This is a genomic window from Pantoea sp. Pa-EAmG, from assembly GCF_030024295.1.
Classification (GTDB): Bacteria; Pseudomonadota; Gammaproteobacteria; order Enterobacterales; family Enterobacteriaceae; genus Pantoea; species Pantoea dispersa.
This window is the reverse complement of the sequence record NZ_JASEWO010000071.1, coordinates 1-22,273: the sequence shown is the minus strand read 5'-3', so window position 1 is coordinate 22,273 and position 22,273 is coordinate 1. Positions and strand designations below refer to the sequence as shown.

At 58.8% G+C, this 22,273-nt stretch carries 19 protein-coding genes and 2 pseudogenes; 10 read left to right on the top strand and 11 right to left on the bottom strand.

Translation table 11 applies throughout. The features are described 5' to 3' along the window. A pseudogene (locus tag QMM04_RS11590) lies at nt 1–165 on the bottom strand (polyisoprenoid-binding protein); the annotation flags it as partial. Nucleotides 166–446: 281 nt separating this feature from the next. Continuing rightward, nucleotides 447–824, bottom strand: coding sequence for a helix-turn-helix domain-containing protein (locus tag QMM04_RS11585; protein ID WP_021509005.1), 378 nt, complete (start codon nt 822–824; stop codon nt 447–449). A gap of 101 nt (nt 825–925) precedes the next feature. Here QMM04_RS11585 and QMM04_RS11580 point away from each other — a divergent pair, with 101 nt between their 5' ends. Continuing rightward, on the top strand, nt 926–1,654 hold the full coding sequence (locus tag QMM04_RS11580; protein WP_282996216.1) for a 3-oxoacyl-ACP reductase family protein: 729 nt from the start codon (nt 926–928) through the stop codon (nt 1,652–1,654). A gap of 58 nt (nt 1,655–1,712) precedes the next feature. Here QMM04_RS11580 and QMM04_RS11575 read toward each other — a convergent pair whose 3' ends face one another. After that, the gene (locus QMM04_RS11575) at nt 1,713–2,492 is read right to left on the bottom strand and encodes a MipA/OmpV family protein (RefSeq protein WP_282996215.1); all 780 of its coding nucleotides are present in this window, start codon (nt 2,490–2,492) and stop codon (nt 1,713–1,715) included. A gap of 125 nt (nt 2,493–2,617) precedes the next feature. Here QMM04_RS11575 and QMM04_RS11570 point away from each other — a divergent pair, with 125 nt between their 5' ends. The 4 genes from QMM04_RS11570 to QMM04_RS11555 all read left to right on the top strand — a co-directional run bounded on the left by QMM04_RS11570 (nt 2,618) and on the right by QMM04_RS11555 (nt 8,813). After that, the gene (locus QMM04_RS11570) at nt 2,618–3,313 is read left to right on the top strand and encodes a response regulator transcription factor (protein ID WP_282996214.1); all 696 of its coding nucleotides are present in this window, start codon (nt 2,618–2,620) and stop codon (nt 3,311–3,313) included. Next, nucleotides 3,310–4,482 (top strand): ATP-binding protein, encoded by a 1,173-nt coding sequence (locus tag QMM04_RS11565; RefSeq protein ID WP_282996213.1) that lies wholly within the window; start codon nt 3,310–3,312, stop codon nt 4,480–4,482. The genes QMM04_RS11570 and QMM04_RS11565 overlap by 4 nt, the downstream gene beginning before the upstream one ends. Nucleotides 4,483–4,579: 97 nt before the next feature. Further along, nucleotides 4,580–5,749 carry an efflux RND transporter periplasmic adaptor subunit gene (locus QMM04_RS11560; RefSeq protein WP_282996212.1) on the top strand — a complete coding sequence of 390 codons (1,170 nt, stop codon included), beginning with the start codon at nt 4,580–4,582 and terminating at the stop codon, nt 5,747–5,749. Further along, nucleotides 5,733–8,813, top strand: a complete 3,081-nt coding sequence (locus tag QMM04_RS11555; protein WP_282996211.1) for an efflux RND transporter permease subunit — start codon at nt 5,733–5,735, stop codon at nt 8,811–8,813. Before QMM04_RS11560 ends, QMM04_RS11555 begins: the two co-directional genes overlap by 17 nt. A 131-nt stretch (nt 8,814–8,944) precedes the next feature. On the opposite strand, the pseudogene QMM04_RS11550 reads toward QMM04_RS11555, so the two are convergent. The 3 genes and pseudogenes from QMM04_RS11550 to QMM04_RS11540 form a co-directional block, all read right to left on the bottom strand. Next, a pseudogene (locus QMM04_RS11550) lies at nt 8,945–10,140 on the bottom strand (cupin domain-containing protein). A gap of 344 nt (nt 10,141–10,484) precedes the next feature. Then, nucleotides 10,485–11,684, bottom strand: a complete 1,200-nt coding sequence (locus QMM04_RS11545) for an FAD-dependent oxidoreductase (RefSeq protein WP_282996210.1) — start codon at nt 11,682–11,684, stop codon at nt 10,485–10,487. A 90-nt stretch (nt 11,685–11,774) separates the two neighbouring features. Further along, nucleotides 11,775–12,809 carry an aldehyde reductase gene (locus tag QMM04_RS11540; protein WP_282996209.1) on the bottom strand — a complete coding sequence of 345 codons (1,035 nt, stop codon included), beginning with the start codon at nt 12,807–12,809 and terminating at the stop codon, nt 11,775–11,777. A 108-nt stretch (nt 12,810–12,917) separates the two neighbouring features. Between QMM04_RS11540 and QMM04_RS11535 the strand changes: the two genes are divergently transcribed. Beyond that, nucleotides 12,918–13,850 (top strand): AraC family transcriptional regulator, encoded by a 933-nt coding sequence (locus tag QMM04_RS11535; protein WP_262264051.1) that lies wholly within the window; start codon nt 12,918–12,920, stop codon nt 13,848–13,850. 28 nt (nt 13,851–13,878) lie between these two features. Here the strand turns inward: QMM04_RS11535 and mgrA are convergent, their stop codons facing one another. Beyond that, nucleotides 13,879–14,913 carry an L-glyceraldehyde 3-phosphate reductase gene (mgrA, locus tag QMM04_RS11530; protein WP_282996208.1) on the bottom strand — a complete coding sequence of 345 codons (1,035 nt, stop codon included), beginning with the start codon at nt 14,911–14,913 and terminating at the stop codon, nt 13,879–13,881. Between the two features lie 168 nt (nt 14,914–15,081). Here mgrA and QMM04_RS11525 point away from each other — a divergent pair, with 168 nt between their 5' ends. Then, nucleotides 15,082–15,981 (top strand): LysR family transcriptional regulator, encoded by a 900-nt coding sequence (locus tag QMM04_RS11525; RefSeq protein WP_058770278.1) that lies wholly within the window; start codon nt 15,082–15,084, stop codon nt 15,979–15,981. 165 nt (nt 15,982–16,146) lie between these two features. Here the strand turns inward: QMM04_RS11525 and QMM04_RS11520 are convergent, their stop codons facing one another. After that, nucleotides 16,147–16,473 carry a helix-turn-helix domain-containing protein gene (locus QMM04_RS11520; RefSeq protein ID WP_058770279.1) on the bottom strand — a complete coding sequence of 109 codons (327 nt, stop codon included), beginning with the start codon at nt 16,471–16,473 and terminating at the stop codon, nt 16,147–16,149. Continuing rightward, a complete protein-coding gene (locus QMM04_RS11515; RefSeq protein WP_282996207.1) occupies nt 16,466–16,849 on the bottom strand; it encodes a type II toxin-antitoxin system RelE/ParE family toxin in 384 nt (127 codons plus the stop codon). The genes QMM04_RS11520 and QMM04_RS11515 overlap by 8 nt, the downstream gene beginning before the upstream one ends. Nucleotides 16,850–17,155: 306 nt before the next feature. Between QMM04_RS11515 and QMM04_RS11510 the strand changes: the two genes are divergently transcribed. Then, nucleotides 17,156–17,446, top strand: a complete 291-nt coding sequence (locus QMM04_RS11510; RefSeq protein WP_058770280.1) for a hypothetical protein — start codon at nt 17,156–17,158, stop codon at nt 17,444–17,446. 24 nt (nt 17,447–17,470) lie between these two features. Here the strand turns inward: QMM04_RS11510 and QMM04_RS11505 are convergent, their stop codons facing one another. Together QMM04_RS11505 and QMM04_RS11500 are read right to left on the bottom strand one after the other, a co-directional pair. Beyond that, nucleotides 17,471–18,898 carry a trehalose-6-phosphate synthase gene (locus QMM04_RS11505; protein WP_125311493.1) on the bottom strand — a complete coding sequence of 476 codons (1,428 nt, stop codon included), beginning with the start codon at nt 18,896–18,898 and terminating at the stop codon, nt 17,471–17,473. Between the two features lie 172 nt (nt 18,899–19,070). Beyond that, the gene (locus QMM04_RS11500) at nt 19,071–19,934 is read right to left on the bottom strand and encodes a substrate-binding domain-containing protein (RefSeq protein ID WP_262264053.1); all 864 of its coding nucleotides are present in this window, start codon (nt 19,932–19,934) and stop codon (nt 19,071–19,073) included. A 234-nt stretch (nt 19,935–20,168) separates the two neighbouring features. On the opposite strand from QMM04_RS11500, the gene QMM04_RS11495 reads away from it, so the two are divergent. Both QMM04_RS11495 and blc read left to right on the top strand, forming a co-directional pair. After that, on the top strand, nt 20,169–20,864 hold the full coding sequence (locus QMM04_RS11495; protein ID WP_058770282.1) for a hypothetical protein: 696 nt from the start codon (nt 20,169–20,171) through the stop codon (nt 20,862–20,864). Nucleotides 20,865–20,962: 98 nt separating this feature from the next. Then, complete coding sequence (gene blc, locus QMM04_RS11490) at nt 20,963–21,493, top strand: outer membrane lipoprotein Blc (protein WP_021508986.1); 531 nt, start codon at nt 20,963–20,965, stop codon at nt 21,491–21,493. Nucleotides 21,494–22,273: the final 780 nt, after the last annotated feature.

The window sequence follows — 22,273 nt, the reverse complement described above, 5'->3', positions numbered from 1 at the left end:
AACATCAGAAATATCAGCAGTCGGATGAGAAAAACCAAAGTGATTCCATGCGATCACCACGGAAGTATGTTGCGGGTCAAGGTTATATTCCGTCGCTGCGGCATGTGACAGGGGAACATATAATGCCACCAGAGAAAGCAGCGCCGTTTTTTTCAAAAACTTCATGGAAACATCCTCAAATAATCAAGTGCTAATACTGTAGCGCAAACCTGCTGAGGTGTTATTGAAATCATTTGCTTTACCCATTCAAAATTTTTAACCGTTTTTTCCCGCAAGCAAATAATAACGCAGTGTGAATTTTACTGAAATGACGTAATTAAATTCCGGCGAGTCGAATTTAATAAGTTCATTTTTATGTGGGCTAATTTAGCGGCGAGGAGAAGAACGGCAAACCATGTTGAGCATGCTATTAACAGACCGCCTGAATAGCCGGCGGCCGCCACGCTTTATTCTTCGCTGGCACGACGTTGATCATAGACAACCTGTGCCTTTTCAATCGCGTCGCCCTGCTCTCTGGCCCACTTCACCAGCGCAACAAACGGATCCTGCAACGTCTGGCCCAGCGGCGTAATGGCATATTCCACCGCCACCGGGGACGAGGCGATTACACGGCGGCTGATCAGGCCGTTACGCTCCAGCCGGCGCAACGCCTCCGTCAGTGCCTTGTGGGTAATCGGATCAAGACGGCGCTTGATCGCGTTAAAGCGCGCGGGTTCAGTGCACAGCACGGTCAGAATTAATACCGACCACTTATTGGCGACCTGTTCCAGGATTGGACGGGTGCTGTTGATCTCTGCCAGCAGCGCCGCGATATCAGTCGGCATGGGGTTTCCTTATGTATATCTAATGTAGATAAGGTGCGTAATTGACACTAAATATACGAAATGTATCATCATCCGTCCACCCCTCTCATCCTGGAGCAGACATAATGAAACTCGAAGGAAAAGTCGCGCTGGTAACCGGCGGCGGCAGTGGTATCGGCCTCGCCATCGCGCGCCGTTTTGTGCAGGAAGGTGCCCACGTTTTCATCACCGGGCGACGCGAAGCGCTGCTGGCCGAAGCCGTCACGCTGACTGGCGGCCGCATTGAGGCAATAGCGGGCGACCTCACCAGCGCAGACGATGTTGCCCGTCTGTTTGACACCGTGCAGGCCCGCGCCGGACGTCTCGATATTCTGGTGAACTCCTCTGGCGTGGCTGAACCCGCCAGCCTCGAAGAGACCAGCGCAGAGCACTTTGACCGCACGTTCGGCCTCAACGTGCGTGCCATGGTATTCACCGTACAGCATGCGGTGAAGCACATGACGGAAGGCGGTGCCATCGTGCTGGTGGGATCGATTGCGGGCAGCATGGCCAATCCCGGCTATGGCGCTTACTCGGCCAGCAAAGCCGCGGTGCGCGCCTATGCCCGCACCTGGAGCAGCGAACTGGCACCGCGCGGCATTCGCGTCAACACGCTGAGTCCTGGCCCGACGGACACGCCGATGTTTGACCAGGTCAGCGACGAGATACGACAGACATTCAGCGCGCAGATACCGGCCAAACGCCTCGGCCATCCTGACGAAGTTGCGGCGGCCACCCTGTTCCTCGCATCGGACGAAAGCGTTTATGTCACCGGCAGCGAACTGGTGATTGATGGCGGTATGTCCGCGTAGTGGCTGTCGTGCTGCACAGCGCGCCTGCCGGGCGTTGTGCAGCCACCGATAACGTTTCTCAGAAGGTGTAGCTAAAGCCGACCGTGCCGGTGACCTGATCGCGCCGGGACACGATCGGGCTGTCCGCGGCGCGATCGCCCAGCCAGCTGTAACCGGCGCTGACCAGCGTGCCCCAGTGGGCATCAAACTGGTGGCTCCAGGTGAGCGTAGTCGCAACACCATAAAAGCCGCCGCCGGCATCGTAGCGTGAAAAGCGGCTGCGGCTGCTCTGGACATCGCTCACGCCATACCAGGCATTCATATGACGCGCATCGCCAAACAGCGCCGCCGTCTGCAGTGCAATGGTATCGCTGTCGCGCTGGAGGGGCACCAGCGTAACGGATGCCTGATAGTTCACGCCCTGATCATCGCTGAGCGGCAGCACCGCTTTGCCCTCTGCACTCAGCCACGGCGTGAGCTGCCAGCCCAGCGCCAGTGCAGTGTTCACCGTCGCACTGATGTTTCCCATACCTTGCAGCCGGCTGGCGCCGTCCCGCCACGTTGAATCTTTATCGCTTCGGCCGAGGCCATAACCCAGCGTGTGTTCCAGATAAACCCCGCTGTCGCTCTGCAGGTCATAACCAATGCCTTTCTGGGCATCAGCAAAAAATGCGCCGTCTCTGGCCTGGAAAATCGGTACCGGCTGCACCCGTGTTTTATTCGATCCGCTGTAGCGTGGCGCGAATTGCGCCCCCGCGCCGAGCGTCAGGCTGGTCTGTGCGTCGCCATCCGCCCTGGCGGCAGCGGAAATCATGAGTAGCAGATGGGTCATGTACATCAGCGTTTTTCTGGTTATCATCGTGTCACCTCTTTATCGGTCCGTTTACCGCCCCTTGCCCGGGCAGCCGCAGCGCGAAGCCGAAGTATCCCGGGGCTGTGTCAACAAACAGCCAGGGATTTATGAAGAAACTGTCAAGGTGAGTTATGCAGACCAAAAATATCCTGATTATTGAGGACGACGCTGACGCGGCTGAGGTGCTGGAGGCCTATCTGCTACGGGAAAACTATGCGGTGCGTGTTGCCGCGGATGGCCTGAACGGACTTGAGCTGGCCCTGCGCTGGCAGCCCGATCTGATTTTGCTTGATGTAATGCTGCCCGGCCTGAACGGCACCGAGGTGCTGGCAAAACTCCGGCGCAGCAGCGAGGTGCCGGTGATTATGGTCACGGCCATGGGCGATACGCCCGATCGCATCGGTGCGCTACGCTACGGCGCGGATGATTATGTGGTCAAGCCTTATCATCCCGGCGAAGTAGTGGCACGCGTGCAGGCAGTGCTGCGGCGCAGCGCGGTAAAAACGCCGCAGGAAGAGATCCTGCGCTGGCAGGGGCTGGAGGTGAACAGCGGCGCGATGACGGTTACCGTCACGCAGGCCTCGGGTAACGTGCTTTGCGTTGATACCACGCCAACCGAATTCACGCTGCTGGTCACGCTGATGCGCGCACCGGTGCGCGCGCTGAGCCGCCCGTTTTTGCTGGAGCAGTGTATGCCGGACAGCGACGCGCTGGAGCGGGTGATTGATACCCACGTATATAACCTGCGCAAAAAGCTGGAAGCGGCCGGTGTGGCGGGCGTGCTGCTCAACGTGCGCGGCGTAGGCTATCGGTTCCGCCAGCCATGACAGAAAAATCTCCACAAACGCTCTGGCGCTGGCTTTGTCTGCGCATTCTGACGCTGGCTATCGGTACCGTGGTACTGATTGCTTTGTGCATGTGGCTGCGCTTCACGGTGCAGTACCTGTGGATCACGCACCATATGCCGCCGGCGGTTCTGCATGAATTTCTCGCCCTGCGTGCGCATCCGGAACGCGATCCCGCGCGCTTTCACCAGATCATCGATAGCTGGTGGGGCATACGCTACTCCGACCCGTCCATTGCTTCCTCGGACTGGATCACCGTCGGCATCCTGGTGCTGGTGACCATTCCGTTTATTGCCTATTTCGGGCTGCGCCACGCGCGCCCGCTTTCTGCACAGTTCAGCCAGCTCAGACGAGCGGCAGACCAGGTGACCGCAGGCGACTTCGGTGCGCAGGCGGCGTTAACACCGGCAGCGCCCGCCGAACTGGTGCAGTTCGCGCACAACTTCAACGCGATGACGCGCCAGCTGGCGCGTTACGACAAAGAGCTGCGTACGTCGCATGTCGCCATGGCGCATGAGCTGCGGTCGCCGCTCAACGCCGCCATGGTGCGTCTGCAGGCGCTGCTTGATGGCGTGTTCAGCGCTGACTCACGTCAGCTCGCCCTGATCATGGCGCAGCTCAGTTGTCTGCACCGGCTGATCGATGAGCTGCATCTGCTGTCACTGGCGGATGCCGGCCAGCTCACGCTGGAGAAAGTCCGCTGCAACCCGGCCGATATCCTGCGCGAGCGCCTGCAGTGGATCAAACCGCAGCTGGATGAAGCGCGCATCAGCACCGGGGTAGCGCTGGCTGAAGAGACATTGCTGCCGGTCGATCCGTTCCGTCTCGGACAGGTTTTCACCATCCTGCTGGAAAACGCCCTGCGCTATGCCGGAAGCGGCAGCCAGCTGCAGCTGCGCACGCGCAACACCGTTGATCATTACGAAATCATCGTGCAGGACAGCGGCCCGGGCGTTCCTGCGGCGTTTCTGGCGTTGATGTTTGAGCGCTTTGCGCGCGGTGAGGCGTCACGCGCCCGCCACTCGGGCGGCAGCGGGCTGGGCCTGTCGATTGCGCGGGCGATTTGCCAGGCGCACGGCGGCACGATTAATGCCACGCTGCCGGCAATGGGAGGCTTGCAGGTACAGATTTTGTTGCCGCGCAACGCCTGACGTTGTTGCCCTTCTTGACACGCTCTTGATGGAACATCGCCGGATTCTTGATAATCGCACGGTGTAATGGCGCAAATACCGATAAAGGAATTGCGCCATGACCGACGAGCTTCCCTGCCTGATCAAACAGGGTGTGCGCCACCTGCTTAATCCGCGCCACCTGGTTTCCCTGCTGCCGCTGCTGCCCTGTCTGCTGCTGACGGCCCTGCTGCTGACCGGCTGTGACCGCAAGCGTTCACCCACGCCGCCGCCACCGCGTCCGGTAAAGTTCATCACGGTTGGCCCGCCCGCGCCCGCCGGGCAGCAAACTCTGACCGGCGAGATCCGCGCGCATGATGAAACCTCGCTCAGTTTCAGGCTGGAGGGGCGGATTCTGACGCGCAGCGCTGATGTCGGCAGCCGCTTCAGGCAGGGAGAGACGCTCGCCGTGCTGGACAGTCCCGGCGCGCTGAATCAGCTGGCGAGCGCACAGGCGGAGCTGAACAGCAGCCGCGCGGCCGAAAAGGTGGCGGCCCTAAATCTGCACCGCATGCGCCTGCTGATGCCGTCCGGGGCTATTGCCCGCGCTCAACTCGATAGCGCCAGCGCCGACTGGCAGGCTGCGCTGGCGCGGCGGCAGAGCAGTGAAGCGGCATTGAAAAATGCGCAGGATAGCCTGCGCTGGACCCACCTTACCGCGCCTGAGGATGGCGTGGTGACGGGCGTCAGCGCCGCAGCCGGTCAGGTGGTCAGCGCCGGTCAGACGGTGTTTACCGTTGCGACTGGCACAGGCCGTGACGTGGTATTTGACGATGCCACACCTGAAACCCTCGATCGCCGGGCCAGTGCCCGCTTCCGCGTTGCGCTATTGCAGAATCCGTCCGTGATAGCCGAAGCGCACCTGCGTGACGTCAGTCCGCAGGCCGACGCCCAGACACGCAGCTGGCGGGTGCGCATCACACTGGACAATCCTCCCGCGGAGATGGTGCTGGGCGCCAGCGTCGCCGTCACCCTGCCGCTGGCCGACACGACGGCGGATGCGGTGATGGCGATTCCGGCCACCGCGCTTACCCGCCAGGCAGGCCAGCCGGCGGTGTTTATTCTCGACCCGGTGAAAAACTGCGTTATCCGGCGCACGGTCGCGATTGCCGGCTACACGGCAGATGCGGTATGGATTCGCACCGGCATCATGCCGGGCGATCGGGTGATCACGGCGGGCGTCAGAAGCCTGCGTGACGGTGAACGCGTTGCCGGCAGCCAGGAGGATCAGCATGAAACCGGCGTTTAATCTTTCTGCCTGGGCGCTGAAGCAGCAGCAGCTGATGGCCTTTCTTATGCTGCTGATTGTGGCTGCAGGGATCGTCAGCTATGAAAAACTCTCGCGCAACGAAGATCCGGCGTTCACCATCAAAACTGCGGTGGTGTCTGCGCAGTGGCCAGGTGCCGACATCAACGATACGGTCAGACTGGTCACCGATCCGCTGGAGAAAAAGCTGCAGGAAATTCCCTGGCTGGATTATGTGCAGAGTGAAACGCACGCTGGCCGCACGGTCATTTTCGTCAATCTGCGTGACGACACTCCGCCCGCACAGGTGGCCGGCATCTGGTACCAGGTGCGTAAAAAAATGCAGGATGTGACCCCGGCTTTGCCGCAGGGCGTGCAGGGCCCGGCGGTCAACGATGAGTTTGACGATACCTTTGGCACGATTTACGGCTTCACCGCTGACGGTTTTTCCCCGCGCGAGCTGCGGGACCGGGTGGACGATATTCGCCGCGATCTGATGAGTCTGCCGGATGTGGGTAAGATCCAGCTACTGGGCGAGCAGGAAGAGCAGCTGGTGGTGGCCTTTTCCCCGCGCCAGCTGTCCACCATGGGGCTGGATTTGCAGCAGGTAGCAGAGGCGCTGCGGGCGCAGAACGTCGTCGAGCCGGCGGGCAGCGTGCGCACCGCCACCGATAACATCGCCCTGCGCGTGAGCGGCGCGTTCAACAGCGAGGCGAGCCTGCGGGCGGTTACGCTGCGCGTTAACGATCGCTATGTTCCACTGACGGCGATCGCCACCATCACGCGCCGCCCCGCCGAACCGCCTGCCTCGCTTTTTCGCGTTAACGGCCAGCCGGCCATCGGACTGGCCGTGTCGATGGCCGCCACCGGCAACATGCTGGATTTTGGCCAGGCACTGCGGGCGCGCATGGAGAGCGAAGCCAGCCAGCTGCCGCACGGCATTGAGATGACGCGCATCGCCGATCAGTCAGCGGTAGTGCAACAGGCGGTGAGCGGATTTGTCGATGTGCTGGGCGAGGCAGTGATCATCGTGCTGGCGGTTTCGTTTGTCTCGCTGGGACTGCGCGCCGGCCTGGTGGTCGCGGCAGCGATCCCGCTGGTGCTCGCCATGACGTTTATCGGCATGCATCTGGCCGGTATCGGCCTGCAGCGCATCTCGCTGGGCGCACTGATCGTGGCGCTGGGCCTGCTGGTGGACGATGCAATGATTACGGTGGAAACCATGGTGGCGCGGCTGGAGGCCGGCGATTCCCGCACCGGCGCAGCGACCTGGGCGTTCAGTACCACCGCCTTCCCGATGCTGACCGGTACGCTGGTGATGATTGCCGGTTTTATTCCGGTCGGCTTTGCCGCATCCAGCGCGGGCGAATATTGCTATACCCTGTTTGCGGTGGTGCTGATGGCGCTCATCAGCTCATGGCTGGTGGCGGTGCTGTTTTCACCGCTGACCGGCAGCTGGCTGTTGCCGGCCACGCTAAAGCAGCACCGCGCCGGAAACGGGCGCCTCAGCCAGCTCTATCGCCGCCTGCTGAGCAGCGTGCTGCGCCACCGCATGCTGACACTGGCGATGGCGATGCTGGCGCTGTTGCTGGCCGGCGTCGGCACCACGTATATGCAGGGCGAGTTTTTCCCGGCCTCCGATCGGCCTGAACTGCTGGTAAGCCTGGCGCTGCCGGCCAGTGCGTCGCAGCAGGCCACCCTGCGTCAGGTGCAACGCCTTGAGCGGATTGTCTCCGCCAGCCGGGATGTTGACCACTATTCGTCTTACGTCGGCACCGGTGCGATACGATTCTACCTGCCCATGGATGTACTGCTGGACGATGAAAACAGCGCTCAGCTGGTGGTGGTGGCCAAAAGCCTGGCCGCCCGTGAACGACTGCAGCGCTCGCTGGATGCGGTGCTTGCCCGGGATTTCAGCGACATCACCACGCGCGTCGCGCCGCTCGAGCTCGGTCCGCCGGTAGGCTGGCCGATTCGTTATCGCATCAGCGGTCCGGATTATCGCCAGGTGCAGCAGCTGGCAGAGCGGCTGGCCGCCGCGCTCGGCAGCTCAGCGCTGACGCGTGACGTCAATCAAACCGCCGGTGAGCCCGAACGCGTAATCACTTTGCAGGTGAATCAGACGGCAGCGCGCGCAGCCGGCCTCTCTTCTGACCTGATTGCTCAGTATCTGCATACGCTCTGGTCAGGAACGCTGATCACCACGGTACGCGATCGCAACCGGCTGATTGATGTGGTGCTACAGGGCAACGCTGCGGCGCGCCATGACCTGAGCAGCCTGTCCGGACTGCTGCTAACCGCGCCGTCGGGCGCAAAAATTCCGCTGACGCAGGTCGCAACACCGCAGTGGGGGCTGGAGGATCCCGTTATCTGGCGACGCCAGCGCCTGCCGTTTATCACCGTTCAGACCGATACGGCGCCGGGTTTGCGCGCGGAAGCCGTCTCCGCCGCCCTCACGCCGCTGATTGCCACCTTCAGGACCAGCTTGCCGGCCGGTTACCGCCTGAGCGAGGACGGGGCAGTAGCGGAGTCTGACAAGGGCAACCAGTCGGTGATCGCCATCCTGCCGGTCACGCTGCTCTGCATGCTTCTGCTGCTGATGTTACAACTGCGGCGGATTTCCCGCATGCTGCTGGCCCTGCTGATGGCGCCCTTTGGTCTGCCGGGCATTGTGCTGGCCATGCTGCCGACCGGCACACCGATGGGCTTTGTGGCGCTGCTGGGTGTTATTGCTCTGGCTGGCATGATCATCCGCAACGCGGTGATCCTGATCAGCGAGGCAGATAACAACGTTGATGCAGGTATGCCGCCGGATGCCGCCATTGCGGCTGCGGCAGAACACCGCGCCCGGCCGATCGTGCTCACCGCCAGCGCCGCGATTCTCGGTATGATCCCCATCTCGCGTCAGGTTTTCTGGGGACCGATGGCGCTGGCGATTATCGGTGGGCTGTTAGTGGCGACGCTGGTGACGCTCACGGTTTTACCCGCGGCGATGAGTCTGGTGATGCAGGCAGCAGCCCGTCGGGACAAACTGAAATCGCTGCGCTGGCGGCCGTTCAGAAAATAACCGCCTGCTGATCAGCCCTGCTGGCACGGGGCAACGAAAGGTTTATCCACAGGGTTCCGGGCGGGATATGCACGCCAGATGTGGACAGTATCAGGAGAGAACGCGCAGCACCGGCTGCGCGTGGCCACGGGCTATTTCACTACCGGATGCTTCACCTGCTGCAGCGCATTCATGAAGGTGTCGCTGAGATGCAGATGCTGACGCACCAGCGCCGGCGGCGTGCTGGCCAGCCACTGGTTGAGCGAAATATCCGCGTAATAATCGCTTTTAAACAGTTCCAGAAAGCGCAGCGGCTTGTCGCCCGTGTTTTCGATATAGTGACCCATGGCAAAGGGCACATAGCCGACATCACCGGCGCGGAAGTCAAAAGTACGCGCCTGACCCGACGAGGCAAACACGCCCATCCGCCCCTGACCTTCCAGATAGTATTGCCATTCATCATTATTGGGATGCCAGTGCAGTTCGCGCATCGCGCCGGGAGCCAGTTCCACCAGCGCGGCGGCGATGGTTTTCGATACCGTAAAATTACTGGAATCAGTAATGCGTACCGTGCCGCCCGGCAGCGTCAACGGCTTCTGCGCCAGCATTTTATGCGAGAAGACCTGCTTCGATTTCACCCCGCCGCTCACCGCCGAAGCCGCCGCGCCGTCCGGGGCCTGCCCGGCAAAGATGTACTCCTCTTCCGGCGAGGGCAGCGTGTTAAACACCTCAGCCGGCACGCCAAAGTTTTTTGCCAGCACTTCGGGCGGGATATGTTTGAACCAGTCGCTGAGCAGAAAGGTACTGTCTTCATCGAAATTGCCGTTGTCGAAGGCCAGCAGGAATTCGCAGCCGTCCGGCCCGAGGCCCTGAATTGAGTGCGGCACGCCCGGCGGGAAATACCATAAATCGCCCACGCCGACGTCATCGACAAACCAGCCACCTGCGGTATCCAGCGCGGTGATGCGCGCATTGCCGTACAGCATGTAGGCCCACTCGCCCTCTTTGTGCCAGTGCAGTTCGCGGATGCCCCCTTATCCAGCCGCATATCGACGCCAGCAATGGTGGTGGAAATGCCCAGTTCGCGCTGCGTCACCTGGCGCGTCCAGCCACCGCTGCCCTTGCGCACGTGCGCATCGCTAAACGAAAAGCGCAGGTTGGGTAATGTGCCGCTGTCGGTTGCTGGCGGATCGACCAGATCCGGATTCAGCGCTTCGCGCACCGGATCGTGCGGGCCAGGGTCGCGCGGATGGTTGGGATCATTCGCCGGATAGGTTGCAACCTTGCTATCGTGGGCGTGGACTTTGCCAGCTGCCAGCGCCACGGTGCCACCGGCGGCGAAGGCCATAAAGCTTCTGCGAGATAAGTTTTCCAGTTTCATACCTGCTGTTTTCCTCAGTTTCTTATGGTTTGTGTCGTGCCCCTTAACCATAATCAACCTGTGGCTTTCGCCAACCTTGTGTCACCGCTGAAATCAATAGAAAACCTTTATCATCGCGTAATCCCGCTCTTCACCAGCCTCACGCCATTTACGCTTCGTTGAGATCGCGTTGACGTTCAGGTTATATCAGTCGACAAATAAGGCACAAAGTGATTAAACCCCCTCTCCGATTAAGCAATTTTTTTAATGATAGCCCGCCGAAAAAGTTAATTTAATGTTACAAAAGCATCGCAATTGCAATAATTACCCGGCTACGTTTTTTCTCCGGCGAGACGTGGCCGTTCCGGGCGGAAGCCCATGCCAATCAACCGGCCAAACAGATGGCGTAAAAACGGATAGCGGCTGATGAGCTGCGGAACCTTACTGGGCGTGGTACGCGGGCGCTTGCCGCTGCTCATCTTGATCTGCAGGAATTGCGTCGCCACCGTCGGAAACTGCCGCCGCCGCTGCACGTTCTCTAAATCGCGCAGCGTGAGCGTGCCGTTTTGCAACGGCCGCGTCAGATAATTGGCGCTGGCCACCGCGTCCTGAATCGCCAGGTTCACACCCACGCCGCCAATCGGTGACATCGCATGTGCGGCATCGCCAATGCACAGCACGCCGGGCTTCATCCATTTGTCCAGCCGATCGATACGGATGGATAACAGACTCAGCTGCTGCCACTCCTGCAGCTGCGCCATGCGCGCCACGCTGAACGGCGCAACCTCTGCCATGCGGTTTTTCAGCGCGTCGAGCCCGGCCTGCTTCAGCGCCTCGAATTCGCCTTTCTGAATGGTGAATCCACACTGCCAGTATTCGCCGCGGTCAATGACAATGAAGTTTTGCTTCGGCCCCTTGTGGCCCATCCCCAGCTCAGGGTCGTCCGGCTGTTTATCCAGCCGGAACCACACCACATCGCGTGGAGCACCGAAGCTTTTACCCACCAGCCCGGCTTTCTGCCGCACCGCCGAGCGACGGCCATCAGCGCCTATCACCAGCGGCGCGTGAATTTCGTGACCTTGTAACGTTTTCACGCCTGCGATTACGCCATCCTGATAAAGAAAATCGTCAAAACCGGTGGATTGCAGCAGCGTGAAACCGGGATAGTGCGCCGCCTGGGCGGCGAGGAAAGTGAGGAAATCCCACTGCGGCATGAAGGCGATAAAACGGCAGCGCAACGGCAGACGGGAGAAATCGGCCATGGTGATCTCCTGCCCGCCTACTTCCGCCTGTAACTTTTCCGCGCGCTGATGCGGCAGCGCCAGCAGCGCGTCGAGCAGACCCAGCTGGTGCATGATCTCCAGGGTTGAGGGATGAATGGTGTCGCCGCGAAAATCGCGCAGAAAATCGGCGTGCTTCTCAATCACGACCGCGCGCAGGCCGGCGCGCGTCAGTAAATAGGCCAGCATTAAGCCGGCCGGACCGCCGCCGACGATACAGCAGTCGGCGTTTATCATCTGTGGAGACGGCATGATGTCCTCATCAATCGCTATATATGATAATTGTTATCATTTATATAGCATCTGCGCGTCACCAGGGTGATGATAAATGCCGCAGTCAGACTAGTGGTTTGCTACCAGCCCCAGCGCAATCAGGCTGCGCGCGGTGGCAAGAATGGCCTCCTGCGGACTGCGCGGATGCCAGTTCAGCAGCCAGCCAGCTTTAGCGGCGCTGACGTTCATATCAACGCCCAGCAGTTTTACCATTCCCGTCATCAGCGGATTTTGCGCTGCCGCCGCCCGCACCATGGCGTCACTCATTGGCTGCAGCGAAACCTTCTCTGCTTCTGCTGCCAGATGGGTTTTGAGCGTGCGCGCCACCTCAATAAGCGGCAGGCTGTGCCCCGAACTGGCAAGGAAGCGCTGCCCCTGCGCGGCGGCGTGGGTCATCGCCAGCACGTGCAGACTGGCCACGTCACGCACATCAACAAAACATGAATTGATGTCAGGACAGCCTGGCTGCCCCTCCAGTAGCTCCTTCACAATGCGAATCGAATGTGAATAGTCGGCACCCAGCACCGGCCCCAGCACCGACACGGGGTTCACCGTGGCCAGTTCCAGACCGTTACCCTGCTCAGCGATAAACTGCCAGGCGGCGCGTTCCGCCAGGGTTTTCGATTTCTGATACGGCCACACATCGCCGCTGACATCGCTCCAGTCGCGCTCGGTAAAGGGGCGCGGATAGTCCGCTGGATGTCCGATACCGACCGCGCCGAACGCCGAGGTCAGCACCACACGTTTAACGCCTGCATCGCGCGCGGCGCGCAATACGCGCAGATTTCCTTCAATCGCCGGATTCACCCAGTCAGCTTCGCTTACCTGGCTGCCGGTCGGGGTGGGTGAAGCGCCATGCAGCACGAAGCGACAGCCCGTTACTGCGTCTTCCCAGCCCGCGTCTGCCGTTAAATCGGCAACGACAAATTGCAGCGCCTCGCCTGCGGCCACCCCGGCCTGCAACAGATGCGCCCTGACTTCAGCTTCACGTTCGGCATCACGTAAGGTGGTTCGCACCCGATAGCCCTGCTGCAGCAGCGCAATAATGCAGTACTGAGCGATAAATCCGCTGCCGCCGGTAACCAGAACTTTGTCATTACTCATTTTTCTTCCTCATCACAATCATCGTTCATTCGATGCGCTCTACGGTAAGCGGCGGATGGCGGATTTTGAATGCTTGTAAATGCAGTTTACTTGCGTGATAGTACAGAAATGAGCCTTGATCCCTTTTCCGACATTCTGCGATTCGTTCGCGCTGAATCACTGCTGACCGGCGGTTTTACCGCGGGCGGACGCTGGGCGCTGCGTTTCCCTGCGCCCGATAAAATTAAATTCTTCGCCATTATCAAAGGCAGTTGCTGGGTCATACTGGAGGGCGAATCTGAACCGTTCCACTTTGCCACCGGCGACGTCGGCTTGCTGAGCGCTAAACGCGCCTTCGTGCTGGCCAGCCATCCGGACGAACCACCGGTTGACGCCATGAGCGTGTTTTATGGCGCAGGGAAAGGTCATGCGCCGATTGGCAGCGGTGATGACTTTGTCCATATCGGTGGCCATGTACTGCTTGATCCTGCCAGTGGGCGTTTACTGACCCACGTATTACCTCCCTGGATTCAGGTGCCGGCGGCGTCACCGCAGGCGGCGTCATTCCGCTGGGTGCTGGATCAACTGGTGCAGGAAGGCCAGCATGTCCAGCCGGGATCGCAGCTGGCAACGGCCCAGCTGGCACAACTGCTGTTCATCCAGATTCTGCGGGCGCATTTGCAAACCAGCAGCGCACTGCCCGCCAGCTGGCTGCGGGCGCTGAACGATGCGCGATTGGCACCGGCGTTACAGCGGCTGCATGGCGATCCGGCGCGCAACTGGCATCTGGACGAACTGGCGCGTGCCTGTGCCATGTCGCGCACCCGTTTTGCCCAGTATTTTCGCCAGGTGGTCGGCATCACGCCGATAGCCTATCTGACGGCGTGGCGCATGCGGCTGGCAGAGCGTGCGTTGCAGGAGGAAAATGAAGCGGTGGCCGTGGTAGCGCAGACGCTGGGTTACGCCTCAGAGAGCGCCTTCAGCCATGCTTTTAAGCGTGAAACGGGTCAGTCACCCAATGCATTTCGCCGCGCCGTGCGGTTACAGCAGACGCAGCGATAAAATGCGCCGCGTTGCGCGGCGCCGGGCTTTACTTAATTTGTGAAGAGACGCGCCACATATCCACTCCGCCTTCGGTGGCGTAGCGATCAATCTCCGCCAGCTCCTGTGCCGTAAAGGTCAGGTTGTCCAGCGCGCGCAGGGAATCGCTTAACTGATCAACCGTGCGGGCACCAATCAGCGCAGAAGTGACCCGCTCATCACGCAGCGCCCAGGCGATCGCCATCTGCGCCAGCGTCTGACCGCGCGCTTCAGCAAACGCGTTAAGCGCACGAATTTTTGCCAGGTTCTCTTCGCTGAGCATGGCAGAAAGACGCGGATCGCTGCCGTCGGCGCGCGCGCCCTGCGGTACGCCGTTGAGATATTTATTGGTTAGCATGCCCTGTGCCAGCGGTGAAAAGGCGATGCAACCGCTGCCGAGCTCCGCCAGCGTATCGAGCAGCCCGTGCTCAATCGTGCGGTTTAGCATCGAGTAATTGGGCTGATGAATAAACAGCGGCACTTTCTCATCGGCCAGAATCGCAGCGGCCTGACGCGTCAGCTCTGGCGAATGGGAAGAGATGCCGACGTACAGCGCCTTGCCCTGACGATGCAGCTGTACCAGCGCGCCCATGGTTTCTTCCAGCGGCGTATTCGGATCAACGCGATGGCTGTAGAAGATATCGACATAATCCAGCCCCATGCGGCGCAGGCTGTTATCACAGCTGGCAATCAGATGTTTGCGGGTGCCGGTCGGGCCACCGTATGGACCCGGCCACATATCCCAGCCGGCTTTGCTGGAGATAATCAGTTCATCACGATACGGGGCAAAATCCTGCGCCAGCCAGCGACCAAAGTTCTCTTCAGCCGATCCCGCTGGCGGACCGTAGTTATTAGCCAGGTCGAAATGGGTAATGCCGTTATCAAACGCGTGGCGCAGGATTGCTCTGCCGGTCTCAAACACGTCAACGCCGCCAAAATTCTGCCATAGCCCCAGCGAGATCAGCGGCAGCACCAGGCCACTTTTGCCGGTTTTACGGTACTGCATGTTGGTCTGATAACGCGCTGGCGATGCAACATAACTCATAACAGATTCCTCTCATTAAATGCCGCCGTGCTGGTGGGCAGAAGACGTACTCTGCCTTCCTGCAAAACCGCGCGGCGAACAGGCGATTGCCGGACAAATTTTTACCGCGTATGGTTAATCTGTAAAATTCATTATTGTGATTAAATTCATCTTTTATGGAGATAACTGATGGAATTGCGCCAGATGCGGCACTTCATCGCCGTGGCGGAACATGAAAATTTCACCCGCGCCGCGCAGAGTATGCATATTGTGCAATCGGCCTTGTCCACCTCGATCAAACAGCTGGAGGAGGAACTGGGCACGCCGCTTTTTATCCGCTCCACTCGCCAGGTGCGCCTGACCATGGCCGGGAAAGTGTTTCTCGATTACGCCAGAACCATCGGCGCCTTTGTCGAAAAAGCGTCGCAGGAAGTGGCGGCGATCGTGGCGCTTAAGACCGGAACCCTGTCGATTGGCACGGTGCAAAGCGTGCCGCCGTTTATCGATCTGCCGCAATTACTGGAAACCTTTATTCGTCGCTTTCCGGACTTTGACGTCAAGCTGTGTCAGGGATCATCGGCGAAGCTCAACGCAAAAGTGCACAATCAGCAAATCGATCTGGCGATTATGCCGGTGGAGGAAGTCTCCGACCGGCTGTCGTCGCGCATCATCGCCTGCGATGAAATCGTGGTAGCGTTCGCCGCCGATTATGCCGGATTCACCGCGATGCAGCCGGACGTCACCATGGCACAACTGGCACAGCAGTCGTTTATCGATTTCGAAGCCGGCCAGGGCACGCGCAAGGTGAATGACAACAGTTTTGCCCTGCAGGGGCTGAGCCGCAAAGTGACGTTTGAAGTCAGCGATCTGGAAACCCTGCTGAGTCTGGTTGAGCGCAATATGGGCATTGCCCTGCTGCCCGAACAGGTAGTGAAAGCGCGCAGCACGACGCTGCATTATTGCCGCATCAGCGACGTTGATGTGTGCTGGGAACTGGCTGTGGCCTGGCTCAGCGATCGTCCCGGCAGTATGAACGTCTACGACCGGCCAGTGCAGGAGTTTATGGATATTCTGGGCAGCAGCGATTAGCGCCGGGGCGGGTAACGGCGGGATAGATACTAACAGGCATAAGATCTATGCCTGTTTTTCATCACTTCAACCCAGCGTCACAGCGGGATTTTGGCTGCGGCGTCACAACAAATTCGTTGTGTCACGCAATGTCAGGCGACGTTATCCTGTGGCCGCAAAAAATGATTAACGCAATACCTCAAGACCCTTTCTATCAATGAGGTTAAGCAGGCGCAGCGCAGCGCCATTTGGCTTTTTCTCCTCGCGCTCCCATTTCACCACGGTGGCCGGGGACAGGCCAATATAGGCGGCTAACATGGCCTGACTCAGACCATGACGCTCACGTAACTCACGAATAGCCTCGCCTGACATCAGCTGTAAAACCGGCAGAGAGGTACGCAGCTCACGTAATCTGACACGTGAATCGATTTTTTCGGTAAGCTCATCGCTAATCACCCCCAGCGGGTTAAAATCATGCGCGATTTCCTGCAGATCTTTTAGATGATCAACCATCGCATATTACCTCTCGCATTTTTCTCGCCTTTATCGCTGCTCTTTCCTGCTCAGTCGTCATGGCAAACAGTTGACTGGCTACCTGTCTGTAGAGATTAAGCTCATCCTCTTTAATCTCACGTATGCCACTCTTCGTGGTCGATTTAGCGTAACCGTTAACAAAAAACAGGTGTTTTTGCGATTTGAACGCGACAATCGCTCTGGCTCCGCCGCTTTTGCCGGCGCCGAGCGGAATGCGTTTTTTGTAAACACCGCCACCCAAACTGGCCTCATACTGTCCGGCAATCAATTCGCGGGCAGCCAGACAGAGCTTGATGTCCGCAATCATTTCACCTTTGAAATTTCGGTCGAAGGGCTTCAATACATAAATGGCCATGCTGTTTCCCTGCTTTATGAAGAAGAGGACTGTCCTTGTCCCTGCCTGAACACCTATGCTACTAAGTACTATAGAAGCCTGCAATAATGGCTTCGATGAATTCATTTGCTTGCCATAGTGGTAACACGCCCGCCTGTACAGAAGCGCTTTTGTTGTATAAGTTTAGGGATGGTGTCGGTGAAAAAAATTTCGCTCAGCAGGTCACACATTTCCGGCACCGGTAGAGCGACACTATCAGTCGTTGATTAGGCTTTGGTTTACCTGCACCAGGCAATGCTAAACACAACGCGGATACTGAGAGCTTTTATGTATAGAAGTGAAGATGAAAAACTGGCCGACATTGTCATGGGTGATGCCGTGCTGCAGCTGTTGAAACGCGCCGAACCGGTAACCACTACCGCGCTGCTGGAAAAGCTACGCGCAATGGCGGCAACGGAAACCGATCCGGCACGCCAGCGCGCGTTTCGCTATGCGATTGCTGAAGTGCAGAACAGCAAAAGTGCGCCACAGGGCGAAGCGGTGGCGTTAAAAGGTAGCGATAACGTGACCCATATTTTTCGCAACCGTGATAATACGGGCAAAAACACCCGACATTAGCCCCGCTCTTTCCCTGCCTGCTTATCAATAACGTAACCGCCCGCTTATGCCTGCGCCCGACAGGTGACGGCTACACAGCTGCGCACTCTCCGGCTGCGGCTCATCCATTAACAGGGCGAGGAAGCTGTCGGCCCACCAGTGACAATCATAGCGGTGCAGATTATTCAGCAAGCGCGCATGACGGTTCTGACGGTCGCTGAGTGGCAGCCGCAACGCCGTATGGATGGCATCCGCCATTGCATCAGGATCGTAAGGATTAACGATCAGCGCGCCATCCATCTGTTCGGCCGCACCCGCGAACTGCGACAGAATCAGCACGCCGGGATTCGCGGGATCCTGCAGCGCAGCATACATTTTCGCCATCAGGCTCATGCCCGCCATCAGTGGCGTCACCAGCGCCACCCGCGCCGCGCGATACAGTCCGGCCAGCTCCTCACGGCGATAATCGTGGTTGAGATAGCTGACCGGATACCAGTTGAGCATACCGTGCACGCCATTAACCTCACCGCACAGATTTTCCAGATTGTGGCTGATTGCCTGCTGCCGGTGCGGGTGACCGCTGGCAGCAGAAGCCAGCTGCAATAACATCATGTTGCCCGCATAGTCGGGATGATGGCGCAGCAGCACTTCCAGCGCGCTGATGCGATACGGCAGACCTGCGCTGTCGTCGAGATGACCGCCGCTCAGCACCGTGTTGACCGGCAAATGTTCGCGGCTCTGCTGTTCCATGTACTGGCAGCTGTTGCTATCAAGTAACGCCTGCACCTCAGCCAGATCGATCCCGACCGGAAACACGCCGGTGGTGATAATGTGACCGTGTACGCGCAGACGGTTCCTGCCTAAGCGTTCAGCGCGAAACTCGCTCTCCAGCCACAGCAGAAAGTTATTCATATCCTGCCCGGTCTGGAAGCCAATCAGGTCACAGCACAGCAGCGATTCTGCCAGGCTGCGCCAGTCAGGGATCGCTTCAAACAGCTGACCGGACGGAAACGGCTGATGTAAAAACAAACCGATGCGGTTAGTTAAGCCGGTATCACGCAGCATTTTCACCGATGGGATGAAGTGATAATCCTGCAGCCAGATCACATCGTCCGGCATGGCATATTCGGCGATGGCGTGGGCATAAGCCGCATTCAGCTGGCGATAGGCCTGGAAGCTGGCGCTGGTGAAACGTGCCAGGTCCGGACGCTGGTGAAACACCGGCCACAACCCCTGATGGACGTAGCCGTGATAGCCCTCTTCGTATTCTGCGCGCGTCAGCGCAAATTGCAGCCTGTCGTATTCGTTACCCTGCTGAAAGCTAAGCGTGCGCGCCGCTTCCTGCGCAGCGACGGTACGTTGTCCATCCCAGCAGACCCAGAGGCCACCGCGTCGCGCCATCAGGCGATCGTAAATGGCTGCCAGCGTGGAAGACTGATGCTGATTATGTGTGACCAGAATAGTGCCGGGCATGATATTTCCCTTTAAGGTTAAGGCGCGCCACAGTGCCGCCTGCTGCGCTGATTTAACCGCCGGCAATATAAAAAAGGCGTAAAGAAAACCTGTGCGGATATAAAAATCCGGCAAAGATCAGCGCCAGTGTGTGGAAATCAGCCCGGCGCCCAGGGGGGAAGGCATGCAGCGATCAGTGACGGATGGCGCAGCCGCACTGCGACATTTCGCCAGGCACATATTTGCCGTGATGCGAATGGCGCACCTGCAACTCACCCTGCTGCCAGGCGCGGCTGTGGTCCGGACGCTGATCCAGCAGCCGGTTCAGGGCTTCCGTCACCAGTAAATCACGGCGCGGTGCCCAGCTGCTCAGGTGCCATGTGGAGCCGCGCGCCTCGTCAGCATCATCAAAGCCCACCACGGCGATATGCGCGCCCTGACCGAAGTCGCGCACGGCCTGCAGTGCGCCAAAGGCCAGCTCGTCGTATTCGCACATCAATGCATTGATGCGTTCTGCCGCACGGGTTTTCTTCAGATAAGCCATCATCGCCTGATAAGCCTGCTCACGGTGAAGGGCACCGGCATGCAGTGCTGCGTGCAGCGTCTTATCTTCCGCCTGCAGGCTGGCAATAAAACCCTGCATCTGGCGCGGCGGCGTATCACTTGCCTGCACCTGCATAGCGCCCAAACGCTGATGGCCCTGCGACAGCAGCAGTGCGCCAAGCTGCTGCCCGGCGTGATACGCATCGGCAACCACCACATCAGCGCCTGCGCTGTCGCTCGGACACAGATGCACCGCGCGCAGCGATGGCAGCAGGTGCGCGGCGATCTCCTGCGCATCCTGACACGGCGAGCTCAGGAACAGCAGTCCACCCAGCGGCAGCGACGCCGCGTTCCGCAGCGCGGCCTGAAAATCCTCGCGCGTAGCGGCGCACAGCAGCACCGGCAGCCGATCACGCGCACTGAGCTGACGCGTGACTTCTTTGAGCATGTGCATACTGTGCGGATGGCTGACATCATCGCTGACGATGCCGATGAGCGGCGAATGGACGGACATAACTGACCTCTCCTGTTACGTAGGGTACGGGAATAATTTTGACGTATTAGTATGAAATTCCACGTTACCCGAATAATCAGATATCGCCAATCGGTGGATGCGAAGGATTGCTGCTCTCCCCCTTCACCCGGTGCGTGTTGACGGCGGCAAAATGCGCAGCCGCTGCACCGGACGCCCGGTGAGCTTCGTTTTACGTTACACTGACGCCACGAATATTTTGCTAGCGGAAAATTTATGCGCATCACCCTCGATCAGGCCGATCAGCCTTTTATTCACCGCTTACTGGGCGAGGAGATCGCCAGTATCGATTCCCCGTCTGACGAACAACTGCGCCTGCAACAGGCGTTGCAGGATGCGCGGTTACAGAGAAATCATGAAGCAGAGCTCGACTGGAAACGCAACGCGCTCTATCTGCTGCTGTTTGTGTTCCTGTATGGCGCACTGGGCTGCTCGCTGACGCTGGATTTGAGCGCGGTCGCACAAGCGTCAAGCCATAAAAGCATTGCCTATGCGCTGGAAGCGGTACCGGTCCTGATCGCCTTTTCTGGTCTGTTCCTGTCGCTGCTGTTTCTGTTCGCCGCGCGCGGCAGCGCACGCCGCCTGCACAACTGGGATCACACTATCGTGCTGCTGGAAAAATACAGCGGCTGCAACCTGAGTCTGCAGATTAATGAAATGGGGGCGCGCACCACGCATTACTCGCAGTCGGCGATTACCGTGGCGCTGGCGATGTTTATCTGCCTCACCTGGGTGGTGATGTATAACTACTTCACCTTTACCACCAGCGGCGTGATTGGCAGTGTCATCTCGCTGTTTATTACCACTATGACCTACGTGATTCTGGATATTCAGCTGCTGAAATCCGGCAAATCAATCGCTATCGATGAGCCGGTGATTCCGCCAGAAGATGAGGTTGAGAAACGCCGTTAATCGACAGACCGGCAGCGGCGTAAGGTTTTGCGCCGCGCCGGTTTCGCTATCCTTATCTATACTTCAGACAGGATTTTGAGAGATATAAAGGAGTTGCGATGAAAATCTGGCCGTTAGTCGCCATTACGGCGCTGTCTGTTACCCTGGTCGCCTGTAAATCCCCGACGCCACCTAAAGGGGTGCAGCCCATCACCCACTTCAATGCCGATCGCTATCTCGGTACCTGGTATGAAATTGCCCGACTCGATCACCGTTTCGAACGCGGTAAAGATCATGTGACCGCCACCTACGGCAAACGCAGCGACGGTGGTATCAGCGTGCTGAATCGCGGTTACGATCCGGAGAAAAAAGCGTGGAGCGAGAGCGAAGGCAAAGCTTACTTCACCGGCAAACCTGACGTCGCCGCGCTGAAGGTCTCGTTCTTCGGGCCTTTTTATGGCGGTTATAACGTGATCGCGCTGGATGAAGATTATCAGTATGCACTGGTCGCCGGGCCGAACCGGGGGTATCTGTGGATTCTGTCGCGTCAGCCCACCATTCCGGCTGAGGTCAAACAGCGTTATCTCGCCTATGCCCAGCGACTGGGCTTCGCAACCGATCAACTGATTTGGGTTAATCAGTCACGATAAGAGGGTGCAGCGCCAGTGACTCCCGCGCGGGCGTCAGTGATTACGCTGGCAGTAATCAGAGTAAGGTCAGTAACAGGCATTGCGTAAATTGACGGCCTTACTTTTTATTGAAAAACGGGTGTTGATGATCTGTTAAGTCAGCAGAGATAAAACGGATGGTAGTGTATCTCTTCGTGAGTATTACCCGCAGCGGCAGCCTGAGCTGCCCGTTACGAATCGAGAGGCTAACCAATGAGTAAGTATTTTCTGGCCTGCTTTTTGGCACTTTTTGCATGCTCTGTCAGCGCTGGACAGGGAGGAGCCGGAGGTCAGGGAGGAAACGGCGGCTATGCGGGAGAATCCGGCGCTGACGGTGGAAACGGCTCAGATGGGGGTAATACTGATGGCTCTGCCGGCAGGCCGGGATGTCCCGGCGGCACCGATCCTGATGCGGACGGAAAATTTTATCTTCCTGGTACCACCCAGGAGTGCAATCCAGGCAAGCAAGATTCGATGAAGGTACATCAGCCGACGGTAACCGGCGCTTAATTCGCTAGCCTGTTGCCGAGGTAAGTGCATGTTTGGGCCAGCGTGTTAGTTATTTCCCCGTCATGTACGGTTTCAGTCACTCTCTAAGCGTCAGCAGCAGGCTGGCGCCGCCAAAGGCCAGTAGCAAACCTATTCTCTATTGCGCCGCCGCCGGTAAGTATGCTCAACCAGAGCGTTTCGATATGCGGAATAAAGTGGACTGGCTGCGCACTGCCCGTTAGTCTTAGCCTCTGGATATGTGGAGATGCTGTG

Excerpts from the sequence above, each read along its gene's own strand:
- QMM04_RS11525 (WP_058770278.1), top strand. The coding sequence starts at position 15,082 with ATGGAATTGCGCCAGATGCGGCACTTCATCGCCGTGGCGGAACATGAA.
- mgrA (WP_282996208.1), bottom strand. The coding sequence starts at position 14,913 with ATGAGTTATGTTGCATCGCCAGCGCGTTATCAGACCAACATGCAGTAC.
- QMM04_RS11560 (WP_282996212.1), top strand. The coding sequence starts at position 4,580 with ATGACCGACGAGCTTCCCTGCCTGATCAAACAGGGTGTGCGCCACCTG.
- QMM04_RS11535 (WP_262264051.1), top strand. The coding sequence starts at position 12,918 with ATGAGCCTTGATCCCTTTTCCGACATTCTGCGATTCGTTCGCGCTGAA.
- QMM04_RS11520 (WP_058770279.1), bottom strand. The coding sequence starts at position 16,473 with ATGGTTGATCATCTAAAAGATCTGCAGGAAATCGCGCATGATTTTAAC.
- QMM04_RS11515 (WP_282996207.1), bottom strand. The coding sequence starts at position 16,849 with ATGGCCATTTATGTATTGAAGCCCTTCGACCGAAATTTCAAAGGTGAA.
- QMM04_RS11495 (WP_058770282.1), top strand. The coding sequence starts at position 20,169 with ATGCGCATCACCCTCGATCAGGCCGATCAGCCTTTTATTCACCGCTTA.
- QMM04_RS11500 (WP_262264053.1), bottom strand. The coding sequence starts at position 19,934 with ATGTCCGTCCATTCGCCGCTCATCGGCATCGTCAGCGATGATGTCAGC.
- blc (WP_021508986.1), top strand. The coding sequence starts at position 20,963 with ATGAAAATCTGGCCGTTAGTCGCCATTACGGCGCTGTCTGTTACCCTG.
- QMM04_RS11505 (WP_125311493.1), bottom strand. The coding sequence starts at position 18,898 with ATGCCCGGCACTATTCTGGTCACACATAATCAGCATCAGTCTTCCACG.
- QMM04_RS11540 (WP_282996209.1), bottom strand. The coding sequence starts at position 12,809 with ATGAGTAATGACAAAGTTCTGGTTACCGGCGGCAGCGGATTTATCGCT.
- QMM04_RS11565 (WP_282996213.1), top strand. The coding sequence starts at position 3,310 with ATGACAGAAAAATCTCCACAAACGCTCTGGCGCTGGCTTTGTCTGCGC.
- QMM04_RS11555 (WP_282996211.1), top strand. The coding sequence starts at position 5,733 with ATGAAACCGGCGTTTAATCTTTCTGCCTGGGCGCTGAAGCAGCAGCAG.
- QMM04_RS11575 (WP_282996215.1), bottom strand. The coding sequence starts at position 2,492 with ATGATAACCAGAAAAACGCTGATGTACATGACCCATCTGCTACTCATG.
- QMM04_RS11585 (WP_021509005.1), bottom strand. The coding sequence starts at position 824 with ATGCCGACTGATATCGCGGCGCTGCTGGCAGAGATCAACAGCACCCGT.
- QMM04_RS11510 (WP_058770280.1), top strand. The coding sequence starts at position 17,156 with ATGTATAGAAGTGAAGATGAAAAACTGGCCGACATTGTCATGGGTGAT.
- QMM04_RS11570 (WP_282996214.1), top strand. The coding sequence starts at position 2,618 with ATGCAGACCAAAAATATCCTGATTATTGAGGACGACGCTGACGCGGCT.
- QMM04_RS11545 (WP_282996210.1), bottom strand. The coding sequence starts at position 11,684 with ATGCCGTCTCCACAGATGATAAACGCCGACTGCTGTATCGTCGGCGGC.